The organism is Vibrio sp. YT-16, from assembly GCF_033337405.1.
GTDB classification, from domain to species: Bacteria; Pseudomonadota; Gammaproteobacteria; order Enterobacterales; family Vibrionaceae; genus Vibrio; species Vibrio alginolyticus.
Window position 1 is genome coordinate 260,167 of sequence record NZ_JAWOQQ010000005.1, and the last position, 21,811, is coordinate 281,977.

The following is a 21,811-nucleotide window of genomic DNA, read 5'->3' on the forward strand; positions in this document are numbered from 1 at the left end:
ATTGCTTTAAGTAAAAAAAGCGAGCACGAGGCTCGCTTTTAACTTTCTGTTTTCGTTATATATTACAATAGCTCAACCGATTGTTTGGCTATCACAAATTCCTCGTTAGTAGGAATAACAAGAGCTTTGGCACCTAACAACTCAGATGTTGCAATAACACCTGCGTTACCAAATCTTGCATCTTCGTTACCTTTCTGATCTTCAACAAAACCTAACAGTTTTAGGTTTTTCAAGATTTCACGACGAATTGGTAGTGAGTTTTCACCAATACCACCAGTGAAGATGATGCCGTCTAATGAATCCAGAGCCGCGAGGTAGGATGTAATGTATTTCGCAACGCGGTAAGTGAAGATCTCAAATGCCAACTTCGCACGTGAATTCCCCGCTTCCATTGCTTCTAGTACGCCACGAGCATCACTTGTCACACCAGATACACCTAAGAAACCTGACTTCTTGTTCATCATCTCGAACACTTCGTCTTTTTCCCAGCCTTTACGGAAAAGGAACTCGATAACACTTGGGTCTAGGTCACCACAGCGAGTGCCCATCATTAGGCCAGCTAACGGCGTCAAACCCATACTTGTATCAACACATTCGCCATTTTTAACCGCACTCACTGATGCACCGTTACCTAAGTGCACAGTGATAAAGCTGCTTTCTTCAACCGGCTTATCTAGCATTTTCGCTGCTTCACGGCTTACGTAATAGTGGCTTGTGCCGTGAGCACCGTAACGACGCACTTTATGCTCTTCGTAAAGCTCGTAAGGAAGTGCGTACATAAAGGCTTTGGCTGGCATTGTTTGGTGGAAAGCAGTGTCGAATACAGCAAATTGAGGCAGTGAAGGGAACGCCGCCATTGCCGCTCTCATGCCTTCAGCGTTCGCTTTGTTATGAAGTGGTGCAAGTTCAGCAAGGCGCTCTACTTCTTGAATAACTGTTTCATCAACTTTCACAGTTCCTTTAAAGGTTTCACCGCCTGCGACAATGCGATGGCCTACAGCGACAAATTTTGAGCTCAAACCTAGAGTTTCGAGTAGTTTTACCACTCGCTCAACAGCGTACTGATGATGGTTACCGCCAGCTGGAATTGCTTCAACGGTTTTTTCTCCCTGATATTTCCAACTGATTTCAGCTTCAGGTAGGCCAAAACACTCACCAATACCTGATACCAAAGCTTCACCGGTTTCAGAATCAATAACAGCAAATTTTAATGAAGAGCTACCAGAGTTGATCACCAGTACAAACGAATTAGACATGAAATAGTTATCCTGTTGTAGAGCAGAGGTTGTAATAGCGCTTGTGCGCTGCGTACTTCTTGTTTGCCCCTCTATTATTCAATAATTTTTTAATCTTTCAACAATCTTTTAGTAAAAGCGATTTGATTGAACAAATTTTGTTGATCTGTAGCAAGTTTTGATTTTATTTGAAGACTAAAAAATATCACTTGTTAAACATAATTTATGAATAGGTCAATTTGTACAAAGTCAGATATATAAGCTACGTTGTTTATTGGGTGAACAAAAATAACAAACCAATCAATAAATCGGGGTAATAATGTGCCCACTATTGCATTTCTATTAGTGATCTTAGGTTTGATTTTGCTCTGCTGGGGATGGCAGATGACAAAAAACATCTGCTCGAAAACTGACGTAACCGGGTGGACTTTCCTATTATTGTTAATCAGCTGTTTCATTTTTGCTTATGCCGTTTTTTTGCACGCTATCATGCAAAAACCTATTACTTCTCTCTTAGAAACGGGGGTTTCTCTTATACTTTTTGGCGGCAGTATCTTTGTCGTGCTGGTGATTAAGTGGAGCAACGATTCGATATTAAAGCTTCATACTGTTGCTGAAAGAGAGAAGCGCAATGCCGTCCATGACGCTCTTACTGGGCTCCCTTATCGTAAATACTACTTTGAGTCTATCGAAGACATGACACAACCTGAAGGCCAATGACTGATTCAAATTATGAGATAACCTCAAAAACGTCGAAAGATTGATAATACGTTTCAAGGTAAGCTGGTTAATTTCTTTTCACAGCAAGCCGCACTGAAGGCTCCCGCTCTATCGTTGAGAACACGATTGCGCTAGCACATGGATTAGGGTATTCGGTCGTAGCAGAAGGCGTTCAAGACATGGACACACTGCATTTTTTGAGAAGTCGAGGCTGTGACATCATTCAGGGTTACTTGTTCTGCCCTGCCCTTAGACGAAGTAATAAGTTGGGTAAACAAACACGATGAAAAGCAAAACCGTATTAGACGCGCATAAAAAAGCCGAGCGCTTTGCTCGGCTTTCAATTCTTTTTGTAGCAACTTAAACCGTCGCTTTAATCACTCGTGATTATGCGTCTGTACGACGGCCACGACCGTGACCACGTTCACCACGATGTGCACCACGGTGATCACCACCACGGTTGCGATCGAAACGACGTTCGCCACCTTCACGATTACCATCGCGGTTGCCGTCACGGTTACCACGGAAACCACCTTCGCGACGACCGCCTTCACGACGTTCACCACCACGGTTGCCGCCTTCGCGGTTGCCACGGTAACCGCCGCCATCACGACGACCACCTTCGCGACGACCACCGTCACGGCGACCACCACGAGACTCGCGGAAATCATCGAAATCACATACTACAGCACCAACATCTTGTTGACGGATACGTAGTTTGCTTAGCTTGTTCGCCGCGTCTGAAGTCATTGCTTTAGGTAGCTGTACGAATGTGTGGCCTTGAGCTAGCTTGATCGCACCGATAGAACCTTTACCTAGACCTAGTTCGTTTGCTAGAGCGCCAACGATGTCTTTAACTTGAACGCCTTGCTCACGACCAACTTGAAGCTGGTAAGTATCCCAGTCTTGGTTGTTGAAGTTACGACCGCCATCGCGACCACCTTCACGACGCTCTTTACGACGTTGCTTGTCACGCTCAATTGCTTCAACCATTGGGTCTTCGCCAATGTAGAACAGAGGACGTTTGCCTTGCTGACGCTTAAGAAGCATAGCAGCAAGTGTTGCTGGGTCGATGTCTAGAGAAGTTTGTAGTTTCTCTACCAACTCAGCAAATTTGTCTAGTGCTTTGTGCTCTTTCTCTGCTTCAAGCTCAGCGCCTAGCTTAGCTAGACGAGCTTCAGCAACTTGGTCACGTAGAGGAAGTTGGATTTCTTCCATAGATGACTTAGTTACACGCTCGATAGTGCGAAGCATACGAATTTGGTTAGTGCGAACTAGAAGGATCGCTTTACCCTTACGTCCAGCACGGCCAGTACGACCGATACGGTGGATGTATGACTCAACATCAAATGGGATGTCGTAGTTGAATACGTGCGTAATACGTGGAACGTCAAGACCACGAGCTACAACATCAGTTGCAACTAGGATGTCAATAACACCTTGTTTGATGTGATCAACAGTACGCTCACGTAGAGACTGAGGAATGTCACCGTGCAGTGCAGCTGCTTTGAAGCCACGTGCAGATAGCCAGTCAGCCAGACGCTCAGTATCTTGACGAGTACGTACGAATACGATTGACGCGTCAGTTTCTTCAGTTTCAAGAAGACGAGACATTGCTTCATCTTTCTCTACACCTTTCACTACCCAGAACTGTTGTTGAACTTTGTCTACAGTGTGGTTTTTACCAGCAACGTCAACCGTTACAGGGTCACGAAGGAAACGTTCAACGATCTTCTTCAGCATTGGAGGCATAGTTGCAGAAAACAGAACGCGTTGTGCTGACTCTGGAGCGTGCTCCATGATCGCAGTTACGTCATCTACGAAACCCATGTTTAGCATTTCGTCTGCTTCATCAAGAACGAAAGTACTAACTTCGTCTAGGTGTAGACGTTCGCGATTGATAAGATCTTGAACACGGCCTGGAGTACCGACAACTACATGAGCGCCACTTTTAAGAGCACGCATTTGGTCGACAATAGATGCGCCACCGTAAATCTCTAGAACTTTCAAACCTTTGATGTTTTTACCAAGGTTTTTCATTTCCGCTGCAACCTGAATTGCCAGCTCACGAGTCGGAGCAAGTACAATCGCTTGCGGTTTGCGTTGGTTTAGATCGAGTTTGTTGAGAAGAGGCAGAGAGAACGCTGCTGTTTTACCTGTACCTGTTTGAGCTTTACCCAGCGCGTCAGCACCTTCCAATAGGTGTGGGATTGCCGCAGCCTGAATTGGAGTTGGTGACACGAAACCCATTCCGTCTAGAGCAGAAAGGATAGAATCATTCAGAGATAAATCACTGAATTGAATAACAGAATCTTGCATTGGGATCCTACTTAATTAAACAAAAAAACAGTCCCATATGCTCTTCCAATTCGATACTGATCCATCCAGATACTGATTCCATTCAGACGGGAACACAGCACAGTACACAACCGCGATAAGCCATTAGGGACGACTAAGGGAGGCGGATTATTCCTTAAAAGCATAAAAAAATCCAGAAAAAATTGAATTACATCACAATTTATTCTCAACAATGGTATTTTTAGCATATTTTTCCACCAACCCTACCATTCCCCGTAGATTCGCGTAACTCACAGATGAGAATTTCATCAATATTTAAGCCAATTTCTCGTGGTTAAATTGGCAAAATTCACGGCGAAATTACGCTCCACAGGTAGTAATAATAGCTCGCAATGATTATAGTGTGCCCAAGTCCATCGGTAATTTAAGAAAAGATGTTTCAAGATAACCCACTACTCGCTCAGCTTAAGCAGCAAATCCAAGAAAACCTGCCTAAAAAAGAAGGCTCAATAAAAGCCACAGATAAAGGCTTTGGCTTTTTGGAAGTGGACAGTAAGACGAGCTTCTTCATCCCGCCTGCGTACATGAAAAAGTGCATGCACGGTGACAAAGTCATCGCCATTATCCGCACCGAAAATGAACGCGAAGTTGCAGAGCCACAAGAGCTGCTAGAACAAGCCGTGACTCGCTTTATTGGTCGAGTAAAAATGTTCAAAGGCAAGCTCAACGTAGCACCTGATCACCCACAGCTTAAAAAGCTATCTCTTAAAGCGAAACTAAAGAAAGGTCTAAAACCTGACGAGTTCGCCGAAGGTGATTGGGTTGTCGCACATCTTATTCGCCACCCTCTAAAAGGCGATAACTCTTTCTTCGTAGAAATTTCTGAAAAAATCACTGACGCGAATGATAAAATTGCGCCTTGGTGGGTAACGCTTGCTCAAAACGATCTACCAAACTCTGAGCCAGCAGGCATCGATAACTGGGAACTGAAAGACGACGCGGAGCTAGAACGCGTAGACATGACTCATGTTCCATTCGTCACTATCGACGGTGAATCGACTAAAGATATGGACGATGCGCTGTACGCGAAGAAAACCGTATCTGGCGATTTCGAACTCACCATCGCTATTGCGGACCCAACCGCTTACATCACACCTGAAGATGAAATGGATAAAGTAGCGCGTGAGCGTGGCTATACTATCTATCTTCCAGGACGCAACATCCCGATGCTACCTCGCGATTTAGCGGACAACCTATGTTCTCTGATTGAAGGTGAAACCCGCCCTGCTATTTGCTGTACCGTAACGGTAAGTAAAGATGGTGTGATTGGCGACGATATTAAATTCTTCGCGGCAAACATCAAATCACATGCACGCCTAGCATACGATCACGTGTCTGATTGGTTAGAAAACGGCAGCTCTGAAGCATGGACGCCATCTGAAGAGATCGCGACCATCGTTCGTGATCTTTATGAGTTCTCTCTTGCTCGCGCTGAATGGCGTGAGAAAAACGCAGTGGTCTTCCCTGATCGTCCTGACTACCGTTTTGAGCTCAGTGAAGATAACGATGTAATCGCTATCCACGCAGACATGCGCCGCAGTGCAAACCGTCTTGTTGAAGAATCCATGATTACCGCAAACATCTGTGCAGGTCGTACATTACGCGATAAATTTGAAACAGGTGTCTTCAATACGCATGCAGGTATCAAGAACGAGAAGATTGAAGAAGTGGTTCAACTTGTCAATCCAGAAGGCCAGTTGGAGTTCACAGCGGAGTCTATTGCTACGCTAGAAGGCTTTGCTGCGTTGCGCCGCTGGTTGGCAGCTCAAGAAACGTCTTATCTAGATAACCGCATTCGTAAGTTCCAAGCATACAGTGAGGTGGGTAATCAGCCTCTGCCTCATTACGCAATGGGTTTAGACATCTATGCAACTTGGACATCACCAATTCGTAAATACGGTGATATGATCAACCACCGTATGTTGAAGGCCGTCATCCTTGGTAAAGAACCCGTACAAAAACCAGATGACCAAGTAGGCGAAGAGCTAGCTCTACATCGTAAACATCATAAAATCGCTGAGCGAAATGTCTCAGATTGGCTATATGCACGCACGCTTGCTGATGAGCCGAGTAAGAAAACTTGTTTCACAGGTGAGATTTTCGATATTAATCGTGCAGGCGCACGTGTCCGACTTCTCGAAAATGGCGCAGCAGCCTTTATTCCTGGTGCACTAATTCTTGATAATAAAGAAAGAATTGAGTGCAATGGCGACAACGGTACCATCTCTATCGATAAAGAGGTCGTATACAAACTTGGGGATACATTGGAAATTGTCCTTACGGACGTAAACCAAGAAAACCGCAGTTTAGTTGCAAAGCCAACCCAGGTATTCGCTGAACAACCAGCAGCACAAACAGAACAGACTGTAAGTGAGTAATACCGAATGAAGTTAAAAGGCGCTCTATTGAGCGCCTTTTTTATTTGTTATGTAAAACGATAAGAAAGAGTATGCCGAACATTGAGATCATTCGCTTTAATCACTTCACTGCGCGCAAAAGTGAGCGTTACACTGCAACACATAATGGGTTATATATTGTTGAAGAAGGTGCCCTATTAGTTCATCAACCTAATGGCGAGCAATTTGAACTTAAAGCCGGAGATTTCACACTCTATAACTCCGCAGATCTGAGCAGTGCAGAAGCCGTCTCTAGTGACGGAGGCTTTAAAGCACTGGCTTTAGTCTTCAATCCAAATATATTCTGTGACTTTAAGAAAGCGCACCCGATGCTACGTTCCAAAACGGAAGAAAGGCGCTTCTATCCTTTTTCAACGCAATCCAGTAGCGAAGTAGCACAATTGAAGGACATGTTGGTTAAGTTAGCGAGTCGCAATGCTCCAGACTACACACAAAGCCATATCGCAATGGCATTGCTGTCGTTGATGGTTGAGGTAGAGCCAAACATCCTATCTATCATAGATGATGCAAGTAGCCTGAGCGACTCTCAAAAAGCCATTAAGTACATTGAGGGTAATATTGAAAAAGACATCACGCTAGAAGGCTTAGCGGCTCATATGAGCATGTCCATCGCAACCTTAAAACGTCGCCTCGCCGCAGATGATCTTTCGTTTTCTCAGATATTAAAGGTGAAACGGATAAACTTCGCAGCAACCCAACTGCGCAAGTCAGAAAAATCAATAACAGAAATAGCGTTTGAGTCTGGCTTTAAAAGTGCAGCGCATTTCAGTACAGCATTTAAATCCGTTTACAACATGACCCCCAAAGACTTTAGAAACCAAGTTGTTAGGCCTAAAGTATAAATCATGTCGGCATTCGCATCCGTTGGGCTCGCCCTATTCCCAAAAACACGCTTGAGGATCGCGCTCCAACTCGTTGAGTAAGTCCTCAAGCATTCGGCTAAATGGAAGTGGCTTATAAGGCACCCACCTTAACAGCTCGTTGTGATATGTGGGAACATAGAAATACCAAAGTTGGTTTTCCTCATCAAACATGATCTTCGCGACGGGAGAAGTATACTCGCTATGCTGGGAGTCGAGGAGAAAATGCGCCCGATGAAGCTCAACGCCATTTTCTACTAGCTCATAGAGGCACTTGCCCTGTTCGACAGGCAAGTTAGCATTACGCGCAGAGCAGAGCGATTGAACTGATTTGTATAAACGACTTGTCGCCATTTGGGACACTGACATCAACGTTCTCCCGATGGATGATAGTTAGAGCTGTCGATCCTAGTATATAACCTTTACATCATCACCGATGGTAGTTATCTACCTAACTCAAGTATAAGATAGCTATATTATCATTTGCCCAGATTATCATCTCAGTCCACTTGGAAACGCTAGCTCCATCACCTCTTGACTAGAAACAATTCCCCTGTTTAGCGCTAACAGTTCACAAAAGTGTAACCTGAACGCAATATCATAAACTCTGCTTTATCCCGTATATGGAGTTTAATATGTTACGTTTTACTGTGGCGACGTTATTGGCCATAGCAGTCTCCCTCCCTACCATTGCAAAAGAAATCAACATCTCGGGTTCAACGTCGGTTGCTCGTGTGATGGATGTACTTGCTGAGGAATACAACAAAACACACCCAGACGATTACGTTGCTGTTCAGGGCATTGGTTCGAGTGCTGGTATCACCATGGTCAATAAAGGAGTAGCCGAAATAGGCATGAGCTCTCGCTATCTGACTGAAAGCGAAAAAGGTGAAGATCTCAATGTATACCCTATCGCTTATGATGGCCTCGCTGTTGTTGTAAACCGTACCAACTCTGTAGAAAACCTTTCTCAGCAACAGCTGTTTGATATTTACAAAGGTAAGATTAAGAATTGGAAAGAGGTCGGGGGCGCAGATCAGCCTATCGCGGTGGTTACTAGAGAAGCGTCTTCAGGTTCACGTTACAGCTTCGAAAGCTTGCTGGGACTGACCAAAATCGTTAATGATCGCCTTGTCTCGGATATCAGCCCAAACAACTTGGTTGTAAACAGCAACAGCATGGTAAAAACCATTGTTAACCATAACACTCGCGCCATTGGTTTTATCTCTGTAGGGTCAGTAGATCGCTCGATCAAGGCGATTCAGTTAGATGGTATTGACCCAACCTCGACAAACATTAGCAATCATAAGTACAAGTTGGCGCGACCATTCCTAGTGCTATACAAAGTAGATAAGATTAGCGATGCAGGTAAAGGTTTTATCGCTTTCCTTCGTTCAGAGCAGGGACAAAAAGCGATTGCAGATTACGGTTATACGCCAGTAAAAAACTTTAATCAGTAAAAATGAAAAAGAGAGCACCCTGATGCTCTCTTTTACTATGTCGTGTTCTATCCGGTTTCGGAATTAGAAATGCAGTTGAATTACAGAGACCACAACCGCACCAGGTCGACGAATACCTTCAATTTCCACTTTAATTTCGCGCTCAATCTCCAAACCTTTTTTGATTGGCGTTACTTTTGTTAACGTGCTGACTGCACGAACATTATTGCCTGCTTTGACAGGGTAAGGGAAACGGACTTGGTTTAAACCCAAGTTAACTACCATTTTAGCTGTTGGGAACATTGGCTTGTCTGGATCGACTGAATCCGTCAGTTTAGGCAGCAATGCTAATGTTAAAAAGCCATGAGCGATAGTTGTCTTAAATGGAGATTCAGTTGAAGCACGCTCTGGATCGGTATGAATCCATTGCATGTCTTCCGTTACCGCACCAAATTGGTTAATACGTTCTTGAGACACATGAACCCAATCACCAGTGTGAATAACTTCGCCAATTTTTTCACTTAACTCGTCATAAAGCTTTTGAGCCTCAGGTGCCATTACGATCGGTGCAGGTTGAGGTGCAACTTCTTCGTTGACGGCTGGCTGCTGGTGATCACGAACTTTTGAGAAAAGAAAGCTATTTTGAGCTTTCCCCAAAAAGTCACTCCAATAATCGCGTAACGTTGGAGACATCCAATTCATAAACTCGGATTGATGAGCAGAAATCGCATCAACTTTGTCTTTAAATAGATTTGTGACCTTCATAAACACCCTTAAGAATTCTAAGCACAACTGGCTATACCAGTTAATTTTGAATTAGTTCACAAAGTCTTGCAAATACTTTCGGGCGAACACATGTACCCTAAAAGCATGTTATGTCTTATATATCAGCAAGATAACAATAAAACACCATTTTATTGACGTGCGCCAATATAAAGTAAAAACTCTATAAATTGGTACTTTTTGTCCCTTTTTCACTCCGTTTTCAAACTGTCCAACATCACATCAGTGATCATAAAACAAGCAAACAGTACTTCTATTATAATTCAGCACTTTACAAGTCGGACTATGCTCCTTATTATACCGCCCACAACGGAGAGATGGCTGAGTGGTTGAAAGCACCGGTCTTGAAAACCGGCATACGTTAATAGCGTATCTAGGGTTCAAATCCCTATCTCTCCGCCACTTATTTAGAGAGCTCGCATTTATTGCGAGCTTTCGTCGTTTTAGCTCTTAAAAAACGAGATTTAGAAATCCTCGCTCGTAAGCGAATCCAGCACTTCACTATATTCCAGTTAAAAGCCCGCTAATGTTTAGCGGGCTTTTAACTTCGATTTTCTAAAGTTTAAGCAAACTTCTTAATCATTTCAGACAGATCATTGGTGCAATTTTGCACTTTGGTGTTCATATGATTCGTTTCAGTCATCAGTTCATACGATTCACTGTACTTTAAATTAAGCGACTGGATGTTTTCATTTATTTCATCCGTTACATAAACCTGCTCTTCTATCGCGACCGCAATTTGTTGGTTTCGTTCGACGACGTCCTGAACAAGGGACTCCAGTTGTTGAATGCTATCCAAAGCAGTACCTAGCAATGTTACCGTTCCGGTCGACATTTCATTACCTTTCTCTAACGCAGAAACCGCTGATTTGCTCCCATTTTGAATCCCTTCAATGGCCGATTTAATCTCTGTTGTCGATTCCTGAGTTCTTTTAGCTAAGGTTCTCACTTCATCTGCTACAACGGCAAACCCTCTGCCTTGTTCGCCTGCCCTCGCGGCTTCAATTGCAGCGTTCAACGCTAATAAATTAGTTTGTTCGGCAATACCATTGATGACTTCAACAACGGTTCCAATTTGCTCGGTTTGTTGGTTCAAACGTATGACCACTTTAGATATTTCGCCGAGCTCACCCACCAGCTCTAGTACCGATTGGTTAACATTATCGATAACGCTACGGCTGTCTATCATCGTATTTTGCGCTTCTAACGTAGCCTCGGCGGTCGCTTGAGCATTATTTGATATCTCAGATGAAGAGGCTTGCATCTCGTTGACCGCTGTTGCGACCGAGTCAATCTCCACTTTCTGTGCGCTTAAGTTCTCCGTCACTTGCTGGCTATTTGTCGCAGCACTGTTAGCACTTGCGCGCGTTTTTTCGCAAGAGTCTTTTACAGACACGCCAACGCGCCCCAATAGCGCATTGGCAAATTGCTTACGCATCTTCATACCCAGCTCAATCTCAGCCAGATCGTTGATTCTTCCGCAATAAATATATTCCATGAGTGGATTGTTGAAGTCTTGCCTAGCCTGTTTAGCGAGCTTCTCAACTGGTCTGGTTAATACATAAATAGAGAAAACGGAAAGTAACGCAACAACGCCAAACGCTATCACTGGTGATTGATTCATTTGTAGAATGAGTAAGCCAAGAAGGTTTGAAATTAAAAGGAAGAAGGCCGATCTCATCCACAAACGTGTACGAGGAAGATACATTTTCCACGGCTTACGATTATTTCGAAGCTTCGAATACGCTTTTTCCGCTCGCTGGATGTGTATACGCTCAGGTTTAAATCTCACTGATTGGTATTCCACAACTTCACCATTAGATTTTATAGGAGAAGCAAACGCGTCAACCCAATAATAGCCGCCGTTTTTACGTCGATTTTTGACCATTCCCATCCAGTGTTTGCCAGTTTTCAGGTGAGTCCATAAATCTTTAAAAGCCTGTTTTGGCATATCAGGATGACGCACAACATTGTGGGGTTTACCGATAAGCTCCCCTTCATCAAACCCCGCGACTTCATTAAAGTTTTCACTGGCATATTTGATGTAACTGGAGGTATCGGTAATGGAAACTAGGCTGTAACTCGAAGGGTAATCGTATTCCGTTTCACTCATAAACATGTGTCCTTACATTGATTAATTAACAAACGGCAAATATGAATTTATCAGCATAACATATACATGCATAATGATAGGTTGATTCAAAAATAAAACAAAATTATTGACAAGTTTACTTGTTACTTAATGACTCTAGTCGCATTTTTATCCTCTAATACAAGGCTTCGTTAATATGCACAAGACTGAGCACTGTTCAAAATTAATACACAAAAGCGCTTCCGTACTGAGTTCGTAAATTGTTATAAGTAATCCACTAAAACGAAAACAGGGAAGACAAACACAATGACTATTCACTTTCGTCAGCTTGCAGCTAAGAGAAACACGACACACTTGTTTATTGACGATTGGAAAATTAACACTCAGCAGTCTTGGGGGATATTCAGCGCGGATGGAGATATTGGCTCTCTGCTTGGAGACCTTATTTGTGATGAAATGTCACCAAATAGTGGGGAAATTGAGCTAAATGGGCTGTCCGTTGCGCAAGTGTCGTTATCAGAGCAACAGCGATTACTGGAAAGAGAATTAGAAAAGGATGATACGGATTTTCTTGATCGTATCGACCAAGGGAGCACTGTTTATTCATTAATCCTAGAGCAGAGCCAAGACACCAACTTAACTGAACAGCTAATTAATGATCTCGACCTAAGTCATCTTAAAGATAGTGGCTTCCGCGTTCTCTCTACCGGAGAAACCAGAAGAGTAATGCTCGCCCGAGCTTTAGCCACACAACCTGACTTAGTATTACTCGATAATCCATTTACTGGCTTAGATATTGCGCACCGAGCTGCTCTCGCTCGCTATTTACACTCGCTTTCTCAAAATGTGCAACTACTCGTAACCTTCTCTCGCGAATCTGACATGCCTGAGTGGATCAATAGCATCGCGCTTTTCAGTGCAGGAAAGCTTGATAGTACAATGGATAAGTCCAGTTGGGATAATCATCCAATCATTGGACAAATAAAATCTCAGTCAGAGCAACAGAGTGAAGAAATGATGAGCTTGATACGTCAGCATCAGCACTCGACGCCATTCAACAACCCAATATTTGAACTAAAGAATGGAACTGTTGAATACACCGATAAGAAGATTTTTACTGACTTGAACTGGCGCATAGACAAGGGCCAACATTGGCAGGTCAAAGGCCCAAATGGTTGTGGAAAGAGTACCTTACTTGGATTGATCTTTGGCGATCATCCGCAATGCTACAGCAATGACATTGATATTTTTGGTAAAAAGCGTGGTACTGGCGAGACAATCTGGGAAATTAAGCAGCATATCGGTATGGTGTCTTCAGCGCTACACCTCCAATATCGAGTCAATTGCAGCGCATTAGAAGTCATTTTGTCAGGATTTTACGATTCGATTGGGTTGTATAACCAGCCAACTCGCAAAGAGATGAATATTGCAAACGAGTGGCTCGATATCTTACATATGAGCCAGTACAAAAAAACCTCATTCAAGCAATTAGAGTACGGTCAGCAGCGACTATTACTGATTGCAAGAGCCATCGTGAAACAACCCACATTATTGATTTTGGACGAGCCGTATCAAGGGTTAGATTTTTTGGGTAGACGGTTAGTTAAGAACACACTTGAGCTCATCGCTAGAGAGAATTTAAGCCAACTATTGTATGTGTCTCACTACCAAGAAGACCGCTTAGATAGCATCAAAAATGAGTTAGAGTTTGTGTTTGATGAAAATGCTCAGTGTTATAGAGCTAACGTCTACCAATCATAATGACTTCGCTGCGCAAGCTGCTCATAAGGTAATGGTTTGGAGTACAGGTATCCCTGATGATATCTCACTCCCATCTTCTTTAAGTGTTCAGCTTGCGCTATGGTTTCCACGCCTTCAGCGATCAATTGTACTTGTAATTCTTCCGCGAAGTGAACCATCGCTTTTAAGACAGAAGCACTAAGGCTAGGAATACCAATGGTTTCGACAAAGCACTTATCGATTTTTAAGTAATCTATGCGCATGTGCTGTAGAAATGCTAACGAGGTTTGGCCAGTTCCAAAATCATCGATCAGCACATCAATACCATGCACTCGCAGCGCTGCAATGCATTTTCTCGCCTCTGAATCAATGAGCTGACGCTCCGTTATCTCTACCCCTAATGAGACTTTGTTTCGGCTCAACTGTCTGTCGAGCAATTGAATTTTTCTGATCGCGTTTGGTCCGACTAAATAACCAGGCGGCACGTTAATACCAAGGTGGACAGGCTGATCAAAGCCTAATTTACTGAAGTCCTCTGCCGCTTTATCCAGAACGAAATCAGTAAGTAAAAAAACCAATCCACTTTGCTCTGCCGCAGGGACAAACTCATCCGGAGAAATGAACCCCTTACTTTGATGCTCCCATCGCACAAGCGCTTCAAACCCGAATAACTGGCCGGTATCAACGTTAACTTGCGGTTGGTAATACAGGGTCAACTCTCCTCTTTTTATCGCTCTTTTAAGATCCAGTATCAAATTGCGATGGGGATCAATAAACTTATTCAACGCATACAAGCAAAGGTAGATAACGAAAATAATTGGAATTGAGTACAAAAAATAGGAAAGTGTTCTCTGTTTGACGAAAAGATCGCTGGCTTCGCTCAAAGCTTCATACTCAAACATTTGCGACGATTTGATACCGATAGGATTACTTCCCGCTCTTAATGCTCCTTCAGGTGAAACTTGATCATGGATAAACAGCGCAGAGCGTTTTAGGCGTAAATCGTTGTTAAACCCTATTGTCGCATTAAAGTAGTCATGATCGATAATCGTTACGGCTTGATAACCCCGCTCTCCCTCCGTTACCACAAGCAAGAACTGATCGTACAAGCTATCAACACTACCAAACGCTAGCGTTTGTCCCTTAGGAAAGGTGATGTGCTCAGCTAACGGTTTAGAGATACTTCCCAATTTCGAAGAACAAGTAATGACTCCCTCTTTCACAATGAGCATTTCTTCAATATCTCGTTCAAACATTAAGCTTTGCTGGAGCTCTTCACATCGTTCAGGGTGTAGCAACGCCGTGCGGTTTTCTGTCTCTATTTGGAATAAAATTTCATCTGCAATTTGCACATTTTTTTCTAATAAATGATTGAGATTGTTTTGCACGCTTTCACGAGCTAAATACAAAACCTCTCCAATAACCAAGGGAATAGGCAGAAGAAAAATGATGGCTTTTTTAAAAATCGCCTTATTCAGCATATAAAAGTAACCTTTTATAAAACCGATTTACTGAGATGGTACCTCGATTCCGATACCCGCTAGCAACTCACGTTTTTTAACATTATTTGTTTGGATTAACTCAGTATGCGAAACGCTGAGTAATACCGCAAACTAAACAATGTCTTATTCACTCCTGTTCCAATTTAGTATCAAGCGCCTCAAACCTGAGACTTTAATTCGACACCATGTTATGTCTATCGGTACTTGCGAAAGTCTTTACCTGTCTGTTTCTCATCATGTAAGAATTACCCATTAAAATTATTTTTCTTTTCTCAGTGATTAAGAATTATATTTGTCGTAACTCCTACAACACGTTACAACACTCTCATGACGACAAACAAAGCTAATGCTAACCAGGTAAACGAAAAATCACTGCAGTTGTTAATGCAAGTTGCAGTTAGTCCGTTCCCAGTTTCTGCGAAAACGCTAAGCGAGCAATTGAACGTTCCTTTAAGCAGCCTTTACCGACACTTAAAACTGCTTAAAGAGTGGAACTTGATCGAAGAAAGCGTTCACGACAAGACATTTGTAGTTGGTCCGGCGGCATTATTACTCATGCACAGCTATGAGACCGCGCAACATGGGCTCGACATGGTCGAAACCATACTGGCTAGGTTGGTACAACAAACCGGGGAAATGGCCGCTTATATGGTACCAGCGGGTTATCGTGCGCTTTGTGTCAGACAGAAAGAAAGTATGCAGGCGCTGCGTTGCAGCTTCGTCCAGGGTCAAAGTCAACCTCTGCTGCGCGGTGCCTCATCTAAAGTGATGCTTGCTTTTATGCCTCAAAGTCGATGCGAGAAAATCTTGAGATATTTTAATCAAGATCACCGACGTGACGAGTGGGAAAAAGAGCTCACAACCATCCGTAAACACGGATATGCCGTCAGTACTTCTGAGATTGACCCTGGTGTTTCAGGTATTAGCGCACCGGTAATGAAAGGAAGCAAACTGATTGGCGCAGTCTCGGTGATGGCTCCGGCCCACCGAGTCGAAAAGGATAAGCAGCGCATTATTTTACATGTACTGCAAGCGGCAAGGGCACTACCACCAGAAAGGTAATTCATCATGTTAAGCTTTTTCAAACGCTATAAACTCCACCACACCGTGAAACAGCCGCAGCATTACCCTTTTTCTTTTATGACAGTGTGTGAGTATTTGCCACCCATGTCTAAGGGCGCGTTTGAATTAGCTGATCAAAGTTTGGAAAATGCTAGCGATTGGCTATACCAACAGCATGATCATGAAACCGCTGAAAACTTTGGTCACTTCAACCACGACAAGCTGGAAAATGGCGAGTTTCAGGAAGCATTAAGCCTTTCGCTTTCTCGCCACTCAATTCCTGTTTTAGTAACTAACTGTACCGAGGCAATCTTGTCCATGTTACCTGTGGTCGTGTCCTATCGAGACGAAGTGGGTGTGGTAAATATTGGACATGACATGAACTTGAAACCAACACTTGAACCACGTTTAGGCTCGGCATTCCATTTTGCTCTTTCTCGCTATCAAAACGTGCGATTATTTTTTGCTGGTGTTAGCGAACAAGATACAAAGCAAGAAACGTGGGAATACGCGGAGGATCAAGGTTGTGACTGGGTAACCGATAAAGAGTTTTCTTTTCGTCATCGCAATAATGTTAAGCAACAGATCGGCAATTACCTAGACCACTGCGACCAAATAATCATTAGTATCGACCTTGGATCTCTAAAAACCAAAAACAGCCTTGATGGCGCGTCAGAAATTGATATCCAAATGGTTCTACGCACGATTAGGCAATGTTTGGTTGCAGGTAAAGTGAGAGCAATTCAGCTCGTTGGCGATCGAGATTGCCTGGTCTATTCGAGACAAACGAAAGCCATACTAGAAGAGTTATATCAGATGGCTCCACTCATCGTTCACGCTGCCTAGCGTTATAAACATTCAGAATCAGGATCGCGTCCTTCCTGATTCTGAACCAACATGCTTACTTATTATCCTTAACTAACAAATAGTTACACATATAAATCGACACACATCACACTTGCCTCTTGAACTAACCTGACACTTACGTTGTAATAAGGCCGCTAAACTTTGGTATGACATACGAAATAAAAAACAACCAAAGTTCAATAACTAAGCGGCTTCAAAACAAAAAGTACCGCAGCTATTCCAATTTCAGTGAGCATTTGCTCACGCTCGCTTGATGCCATCTTGTTCCACTCATTAGGACATTTGATGATGCGTCTTTGCAGTATTTTCACTGCGGTTCTTTTTTTACCGCTAACCTCACACGCCACCACTTATGACGTAAAAGATCTATCTGAGTTAGCTCAACTTTGCTCACACAAGAGTTTTAGTATCGAAAGCGATGGCACGACTTATCGCTGTACAGGGAAACTAGTCCTACCCGCTGGTGATAAAATTGTCTCCTCATTACCGGAAAAAGAGATAACGTTAAAAGCAGATTATGGAATTGTGTTAGAGGGGAATAATACGATTGGTGAACCCAATAAACGTATCTCTCTACACGCCCTCGCTACCGGATTAACGGTTAACAATGAGAAAGCATCAAACCTCGACGATTACCAAAACAAACACACTGTCATCTATGGTGATCTTCTATCGGCATACCCAACAAAGCTGCATAACATTCTCATAGACGGGAATATTAAGCTAACAGGTTCGACACTTAACATTGATGGAACGTACAACACCATTATTGGTGATATTTCGACACACAGCACGACCAATATACTTAATACAAACATCTGTGGTAAGGTCGAATCACAAGGCGAAACACTACACCTAAAAACAAACCATCCTTTACGAGACCATTTTGTCGTCGGTGATGTTTCTGCGCACAACTCTCTGATTATAAAAGATATATCGATCTATGGCACAGCTGAATCTGTAGGATCGTCAGCTACATTAAGTGGCTCATTCTATAGTTCCATCGCAGCAATTAAATACTTCCAAACATTGAACTTCAACAACGCTCCAAATCAGCCTAGTCAAGTTTGTGGTGAAATCCAACAAACGCCAGGAAGTGCACAAACGAAAGCACGAGACAACAAATACACGCAATACTGTGGATTGGGCGAGGCTGATTGTCACTACTCTTCCCAAATCTGTCCAATCACCCCTCAAGATGTTCCGAATTGCAGCATGCAGCCTCCATCGGAGAACGACTTAAACCTCAGCGTCACACCATCGGACGACATGGCACTGATGTGCGGCGACGATCTTCCGCAATTTACAGCAATGACAACCAATAATGGAGAAGTTGTAAGCGCAGAAGTCAGTGCAGCCCTATCACACCCTGACTTGTTCACTTTAGAGGTGATCAAAGGTCAGCAGACATTAAAAGCAAACCAATTTATGTCTGACGACAATGGTGAGCTCGTTGTTCGAGTGGTCCCGAACGATATTGATACCATCGCGTTAGGTACTAACTACACGCTGACTTTCACTATGGCAGAAGACACCAGCAAACATCAAACGGTTAGCTTTATGTTTACGCCATTTATGTTTGAGGCCTACTCAAAGACGAAAAGCGCCACTTTAAATGAAATACGCGTTATTGCAGGTAAACCAGAAAACGTGCATACGCGATTGCTTGCTTGTGCCTCCACCGGCGAACCTGTAGTGGCAAGCAACTACAATGGTACGCCTAAGGTTTTTCATCCATTGGTTCAACCATTAGGAGGAAGTGAAGGAAACTTTAGCTATTCAGCGGAATTTAAAGACGGCTTGTCTGAACATGGTCTTATCACGAACGAGTCCGGCATATTTGAAGTGACATTGTCCGATCATTTTGAATGTGAGGGATTTGAAGAGTGCCCTGAAGAAGGCAAAGTGGAAGTGAAAGGGACATTTAATGTGCACTCGCGACCATGGACACTCGCTATTTGTGACAACCAACGTGCTTTGCCTTCTGGCACCTCTGAACAAGGAGAAGGGTTTCTTGCTGCTGGAGAACTTTTCTCTCTAACGGTGAAACCAATCATTTGGCAACCTGACGGTTCTGTAAGTGGGTCTGTTGAATCAGCACGCTATTGTGATGCTTCTATCACCCGTAATTTTACGCTTGATGATGCTCCAGCAGCATCGGTTGTCTTGTCGAGTGAGCAACATACGCCATCAGAGACAGCGAACCAAACCTCAAAATTGCTAAAAAGTAGTGACTCACTGGCTCAGGCGCATAATTCAGCCAAGAATGATCAATTCGTCTTTAATGGATTATATTGGGAAGAAGTCGGGAGCTTGAGAGTAAAAGCAAACCTAGAAAGTAAATATCTAGGTATGACTGTGAACGAAGGCTATCGTTACGTTGGTCGTTTTTATCCAAAATATTTTCAAGTGCAAGACCAAGAATGGCACTACCCACATGGCCAAACTTTTGCTTACATGAATCAACCTTTTGAGAAAGTCACTTACGATGTTGTCGCACTCAATGCGAATAAGGAAAACGTGAAGAATTACGTCCACTTTTCGTCTAACCTTCAACAACATTTCGATTTAGGCGAGCTAAGCTCATACTCCGATCGGTTTTTGCCGCCTAAGCCTAAGAAGGTAGACTGGAAACTACTGGGTAGCGCGAGTGTTGGAACGTTTGTTATAGAGAAGCCCTCGACCAATGCGACTTGTAACAATAGCCCATGCTGGAAAAAGAACACGACAGATAAGCAATATCCTGATGGTCCATTCAATACCGAGACTAATAGTGATATCAGCCAAATAGGTTTAGTCTCAGTAAAAGCCGTTGATGAGGTAAACTTCTTCGACGATAGCGAAGTGCTCACAAAACAACCAGACATTCGATTCGGTCGTTTGAACTTTCAAGATGTAGGTGGCAACCAAGGCATGGTGATCAAAGTGCCACTTGCTGTAGAAACTTGGCAAAACGGTCGATTTACGACTAACTTCGATGACAGCTCAACAACGGCGAGTGGTGAATATTACTTCAGCACGCCAATTTGGTCTCATGCGCCAGCAAACAACGCCCTGCTTTCTGGCGTTGGAACGATGAGTATTGGCAGAATGACCGATATCGTTGCAAGCCAAATTGACTCAGCACGCGAGCAAATACAATTCCACCTGGATTTAGACGGCTCAGGTAATCGCATCCCTTGGCTGAAATACGACTGGGATAGCTCTACAAGTGAAGAGGAAAACCCACCCGTCATTGTTACGTTTGGTATTCACCGAGGAAACGATCGCATTATTTATCGTGGTGAGCCAAATATGCTTGGCCTAAATTAACGCGAAACGACAAAACAAAAAAAGCCCCTCAATTGAGGGGCTCTTTTCACACAGACTGTGTAATTTACTTTGCGCCACGACGCGCTTTCAGGCGCTTCACCATAGCAAGACGACGCTCTGCCGACCCTTGGTCTGTTGCCGACTGGTTCGGGTTATTACGACGACCTTGACGATTCTTAAACGCTGGTTTTGAGTGCAGCTTTTCAATGTAAGATTCACGCTGTTTTGGTTCATAGCCTGCAAGCTCAATACGGCGAATGCGTTGCTGGATTAGATTTTCAACCTGAACAACCGTGAGCTCTTCATCTCGATTTACAAATGAAACGGCATGACCTTGTTTACCTGCACGGCCTGTACGACCAATTCGGTGAACGTAATCTTCCGCTAGGAAAGGCATGTCATAGTTCACAACGTGAGGTAAATCTTCAATATCTAGACCTCGAGCAGCGACATCGGTAGCCACCATGACACGTGCTTTACCGGACTTGAACTCTTCTAACGCACGACGACGAGCACTTTGAGCACGGTCACCATGACAAACCACCGCTTTGATACCATCAAGTTTCAGCTCTTTTACAACGTCGTTTGCGGTCTCTTTGTAGTTCACAAATACCAACACTTGTTTCCAGTTCTTACGACCAATCAGCTCCGAAAGCAGTTCCGTTTTTCGCTCTTGATCAACTGGATATAACACGTGAGCAACTGTCTGTGCTGTCGTATTCGCTCGCTCAACTTCAATACGCTTAGGCTTACGTAGGATATCTTTTGCTAACAGATTTAGTTGGCTCGAAGTCGTTGCTGAAAACATCATAATTTGCGGATCAGTATCCACATCTAGCATGATCTTACGTACTGCGTGAATAAAGCCCATGTCCAAGATACGGTCTGCTTCATCAAACACTAAAAACTCTAAATGTGCGACCGAGACATTACCTTGTTCAATGTGCTCTTCCAATCGACCGGGTGTAGCCACTAGGATATCTACACCGTTTTCTAATGCCGTTACTTGAGAAGACATTTTACGGCCACCGAAAATCGCAGCCACCGACAGGTTCGTGTACTTCGTGTAAGCTTTGATGTTGTCAGCAATTTGTTCAGCAAGCTCGCGAGTTGGAGCCAAGATAAGTGCGCGAGCAGTCTTACGAGAAGCGCTACGGTTACTGTCTAGCAACTGCTGAATCATAGGCAGAGAAAACGCAGCCGTTTTACCAGTACCTGTTTGTGCTGTAGCGAAAATATCATGGCCTTTGCGAGCCATTGGAATCGCCTTCTGTTGAATTGGCGTTAACTTTTCATAACCGCATTCTGCCAGTGCTTTAACCACTTCTGGCGCAAAACCTTGAGATGAAAATGACATTGAGCGTATTCCTTAAACAAACCACTAAAAATAGCTTTAAAAATTTAGCCGTGCACTATACCCGAAT

15 protein-coding genes, 1 tRNA gene and 1 pseudogene are annotated in these 21,811 nt (G+C 43.5%); 10 read left to right on the top strand and 7 right to left on the bottom strand.

Annotated elements, in window-relative coordinates; translation table 11 throughout:
• Positions 1 to 62: 62 nt before the first annotated feature.
• The gene (locus tag R7F07_RS11770; protein ID WP_017821080.1) at positions 63 to 1,256 is read right to left on the bottom strand and encodes an acetate/propionate family kinase; all 1,194 of its coding nucleotides are present in this window, start codon (positions 1,254 to 1,256) and stop codon (positions 63 to 65) included.
• A 468-nt stretch (positions 1,257 to 1,724) separates the two neighbouring features.
• On the opposite strand from R7F07_RS11770, the gene R7F07_RS25620 reads away from it, so the two are divergent.
• Positions 1,725 to 1,955: a hypothetical protein gene (locus R7F07_RS25620; protein WP_224721257.1), complete on the top strand. Its 231-nt coding sequence runs from the start codon at positions 1,725 to 1,727 to the stop codon at positions 1,953 to 1,955.
• 71 nt (positions 1,956 to 2,026) lie between these two features.
• A pseudogene (locus R7F07_RS25625) lies at positions 2,027 to 2,270 on the top strand (EAL domain-containing protein); the annotation flags it as partial.
• A gap of 72 nt (positions 2,271 to 2,342) precedes the next feature.
• On the opposite strand, the gene R7F07_RS11780 reads toward R7F07_RS25625, so the two are convergent.
• Positions 2,343 to 4,274, bottom strand: coding sequence for a DEAD/DEAH box helicase (locus tag R7F07_RS11780; RefSeq protein ID WP_171342537.1), 1,932 nt, complete (start codon positions 4,272 to 4,274; stop codon positions 2,343 to 2,345).
• A 413-nt stretch (positions 4,275 to 4,687) separates the two neighbouring features.
• On the opposite strand from R7F07_RS11780, the gene rnb reads away from it, so the two are divergent.
• Entirely contained in the window at positions 4,688 to 6,691 is a 2,004-nt protein-coding gene (rnb, locus tag R7F07_RS11785; protein ID WP_017635749.1) for an exoribonuclease II, read from the top strand.
• Positions 6,692 to 6,762: 71 nt separating this feature from the next.
• A complete protein-coding gene (locus R7F07_RS11790; RefSeq protein WP_017635750.1) occupies positions 6,763 to 7,572 on the top strand; it encodes a helix-turn-helix transcriptional regulator in 810 nt (269 codons plus the stop codon).
• A 33-nt stretch (positions 7,573 to 7,605) separates the two neighbouring features.
• Here the strand turns inward: R7F07_RS11790 and R7F07_RS11795 are convergent, their stop codons facing one another.
• The gene (locus tag R7F07_RS11795) at positions 7,606 to 7,959 is read right to left on the bottom strand and encodes a DUF3024 domain-containing protein (protein ID WP_017821084.1); all 354 of its coding nucleotides are present in this window, start codon (positions 7,957 to 7,959) and stop codon (positions 7,606 to 7,608) included.
• 266 nt (positions 7,960 to 8,225) lie between these two features.
• Between R7F07_RS11795 and R7F07_RS11800 the strand changes: the two genes are divergently transcribed.
• Positions 8,226 to 9,050: a phosphate ABC transporter substrate-binding protein gene (locus R7F07_RS11800; protein ID WP_017635752.1), complete on the top strand. Its 825-nt coding sequence runs from the start codon at positions 8,226 to 8,228 to the stop codon at positions 9,048 to 9,050.
• A 63-nt stretch (positions 9,051 to 9,113) separates the two neighbouring features.
• Here the strand turns inward: R7F07_RS11800 and R7F07_RS11805 are convergent, their stop codons facing one another.
• A complete protein-coding gene (locus R7F07_RS11805) occupies positions 9,114 to 9,794 on the bottom strand; it encodes a MaoC family dehydratase (RefSeq protein WP_005375670.1) in 681 nt (226 codons plus the stop codon).
• A gap of 329 nt (positions 9,795 to 10,123) precedes the next feature.
• On the opposite strand from R7F07_RS11805, the gene R7F07_RS11810 reads away from it, so the two are divergent.
• A tRNA-Ser gene (locus R7F07_RS11810) sits at positions 10,124 to 10,214 on the top strand.
• A gap of 160 nt (positions 10,215 to 10,374) precedes the next feature.
• Here R7F07_RS11810 and R7F07_RS11815 read toward each other — a convergent pair.
• Entirely contained in the window at positions 10,375 to 11,925 is a 1,551-nt protein-coding gene (locus tag R7F07_RS11815; protein WP_025768974.1) for a PAS domain-containing methyl-accepting chemotaxis protein, read from the bottom strand.
• 285 nt (positions 11,926 to 12,210) lie between these two features.
• On the opposite strand from R7F07_RS11815, the gene modF reads away from it, so the two are divergent.
• Positions 12,211 to 13,665 (top strand): molybdate ABC transporter ATP-binding protein ModF, encoded by a 1,455-nt coding sequence (gene modF, locus R7F07_RS11820; RefSeq protein ID WP_064354613.1) that lies wholly within the window; start codon positions 12,211 to 12,213, stop codon positions 13,663 to 13,665.
• On the opposite strand, the gene R7F07_RS11825 is transcribed toward modF, so the two are convergent.
• The gene (locus tag R7F07_RS11825) at positions 13,653 to 15,125 is read right to left on the bottom strand and encodes an EAL domain-containing protein (protein WP_005375659.1); all 1,473 of its coding nucleotides are present in this window, start codon (positions 15,123 to 15,125) and stop codon (positions 13,653 to 13,655) included. The two genes, modF and R7F07_RS11825, sit on opposite strands and share 13 nt — an antisense overlap.
• A gap of 348 nt (positions 15,126 to 15,473) precedes the next feature.
• Between R7F07_RS11825 and R7F07_RS11830 the strand changes: the two genes are divergently transcribed.
• The 3 genes from R7F07_RS11830 (at position 15,474) to R7F07_RS11840 (ending at position 20,387) form a co-directional block, all read left to right on the top strand.
• On the top strand, positions 15,474 to 16,208 hold the full coding sequence (locus R7F07_RS11830; protein ID WP_005386192.1) for an IclR family transcriptional regulator: 735 nt from the start codon (positions 15,474 to 15,476) through the stop codon (positions 16,206 to 16,208).
• A gap of 6 nt (positions 16,209 to 16,214) precedes the next feature.
• The gene (locus R7F07_RS11835; RefSeq protein WP_025768977.1) at positions 16,215 to 17,054 is read left to right on the top strand and encodes an arginase family protein; all 840 of its coding nucleotides are present in this window, start codon (positions 16,215 to 16,217) and stop codon (positions 17,052 to 17,054) included.
• A gap of 306 nt (positions 17,055 to 17,360) precedes the next feature.
• The gene (locus tag R7F07_RS11840; RefSeq protein ID WP_171342536.1) at positions 17,361 to 20,387 is read left to right on the top strand and encodes a DUF6701 domain-containing protein; all 3,027 of its coding nucleotides are present in this window, start codon (positions 17,361 to 17,363) and stop codon (positions 20,385 to 20,387) included.
• A 64-nt stretch (positions 20,388 to 20,451) separates the two neighbouring features.
• Here R7F07_RS11840 and R7F07_RS11845 read toward each other — a convergent pair whose 3' ends face one another.
• Positions 20,452 to 21,744 (bottom strand): DEAD/DEAH box helicase, encoded by a 1,293-nt coding sequence (locus R7F07_RS11845; protein ID WP_025768979.1) that lies wholly within the window; start codon positions 21,742 to 21,744, stop codon positions 20,452 to 20,454.
• Between the last annotated feature and the right edge of the window lie 67 nt (positions 21,745 to 21,811).

What these genes read in the sequence shown, in the direction of transcription:
- R7F07_RS11770 (WP_017821080.1), bottom strand. Translation starts at nt 1,256, where the DNA reads ATGTCTAATTCGTTTGTACTGGTGATCAACTCTGGTAGCTCTTCATTA.
- R7F07_RS25620 (WP_224721257.1), top strand. Translation starts at nt 1,725, where the DNA reads ATGCAAAAACCTATTACTTCTCTCTTAGAAACGGGGGTTTCTCTTATA.
- R7F07_RS11780 (WP_171342537.1), bottom strand. Translation starts at nt 4,274, where the DNA reads ATGCAAGATTCTGTTATTCAATTCAGTGATTTATCTCTGAATGATTCT.
- rnb (WP_017635749.1), top strand. Translation starts at nt 4,688, where the DNA reads ATGTTTCAAGATAACCCACTACTCGCTCAGCTTAAGCAGCAAATCCAA.
- R7F07_RS11790 (WP_017635750.1), top strand. Translation starts at nt 6,763, where the DNA reads ATGCCGAACATTGAGATCATTCGCTTTAATCACTTCACTGCGCGCAAA.
- R7F07_RS11795 (WP_017821084.1), bottom strand. Translation starts at nt 7,959, where the DNA reads ATGTCAGTGTCCCAAATGGCGACAAGTCGTTTATACAAATCAGTTCAA.
- R7F07_RS11800 (WP_017635752.1), top strand. Translation starts at nt 8,226, where the DNA reads ATGTTACGTTTTACTGTGGCGACGTTATTGGCCATAGCAGTCTCCCTC.
- R7F07_RS11805 (WP_005375670.1), bottom strand. Translation starts at nt 9,794, where the DNA reads ATGAAGGTCACAAATCTATTTAAAGACAAAGTTGATGCGATTTCTGCT.
- R7F07_RS11815 (WP_025768974.1), bottom strand. Translation starts at nt 11,925, where the DNA reads ATGAGTGAAACGGAATACGATTACCCTTCGAGTTACAGCCTAGTTTCC.
- modF (WP_064354613.1), top strand. Translation starts at nt 12,211, where the DNA reads ATGACTATTCACTTTCGTCAGCTTGCAGCTAAGAGAAACACGACACAC.
- R7F07_RS11825 (WP_005375659.1), bottom strand. Translation starts at nt 15,125, where the DNA reads ATGCTGAATAAGGCGATTTTTAAAAAAGCCATCATTTTTCTTCTGCCT.
- R7F07_RS11830 (WP_005386192.1), top strand. Translation starts at nt 15,474, where the DNA reads ATGACGACAAACAAAGCTAATGCTAACCAGGTAAACGAAAAATCACTG.
- R7F07_RS11835 (WP_025768977.1), top strand. Translation starts at nt 16,215, where the DNA reads ATGTTAAGCTTTTTCAAACGCTATAAACTCCACCACACCGTGAAACAG.
- R7F07_RS11840 (WP_171342536.1), top strand. Translation starts at nt 17,361, where the DNA reads ATGATGCGTCTTTGCAGTATTTTCACTGCGGTTCTTTTTTTACCGCTA.
- R7F07_RS11845 (WP_025768979.1), bottom strand. Translation starts at nt 21,744, where the DNA reads ATGTCATTTTCATCTCAAGGTTTTGCGCCAGAAGTGGTTAAAGCACTG.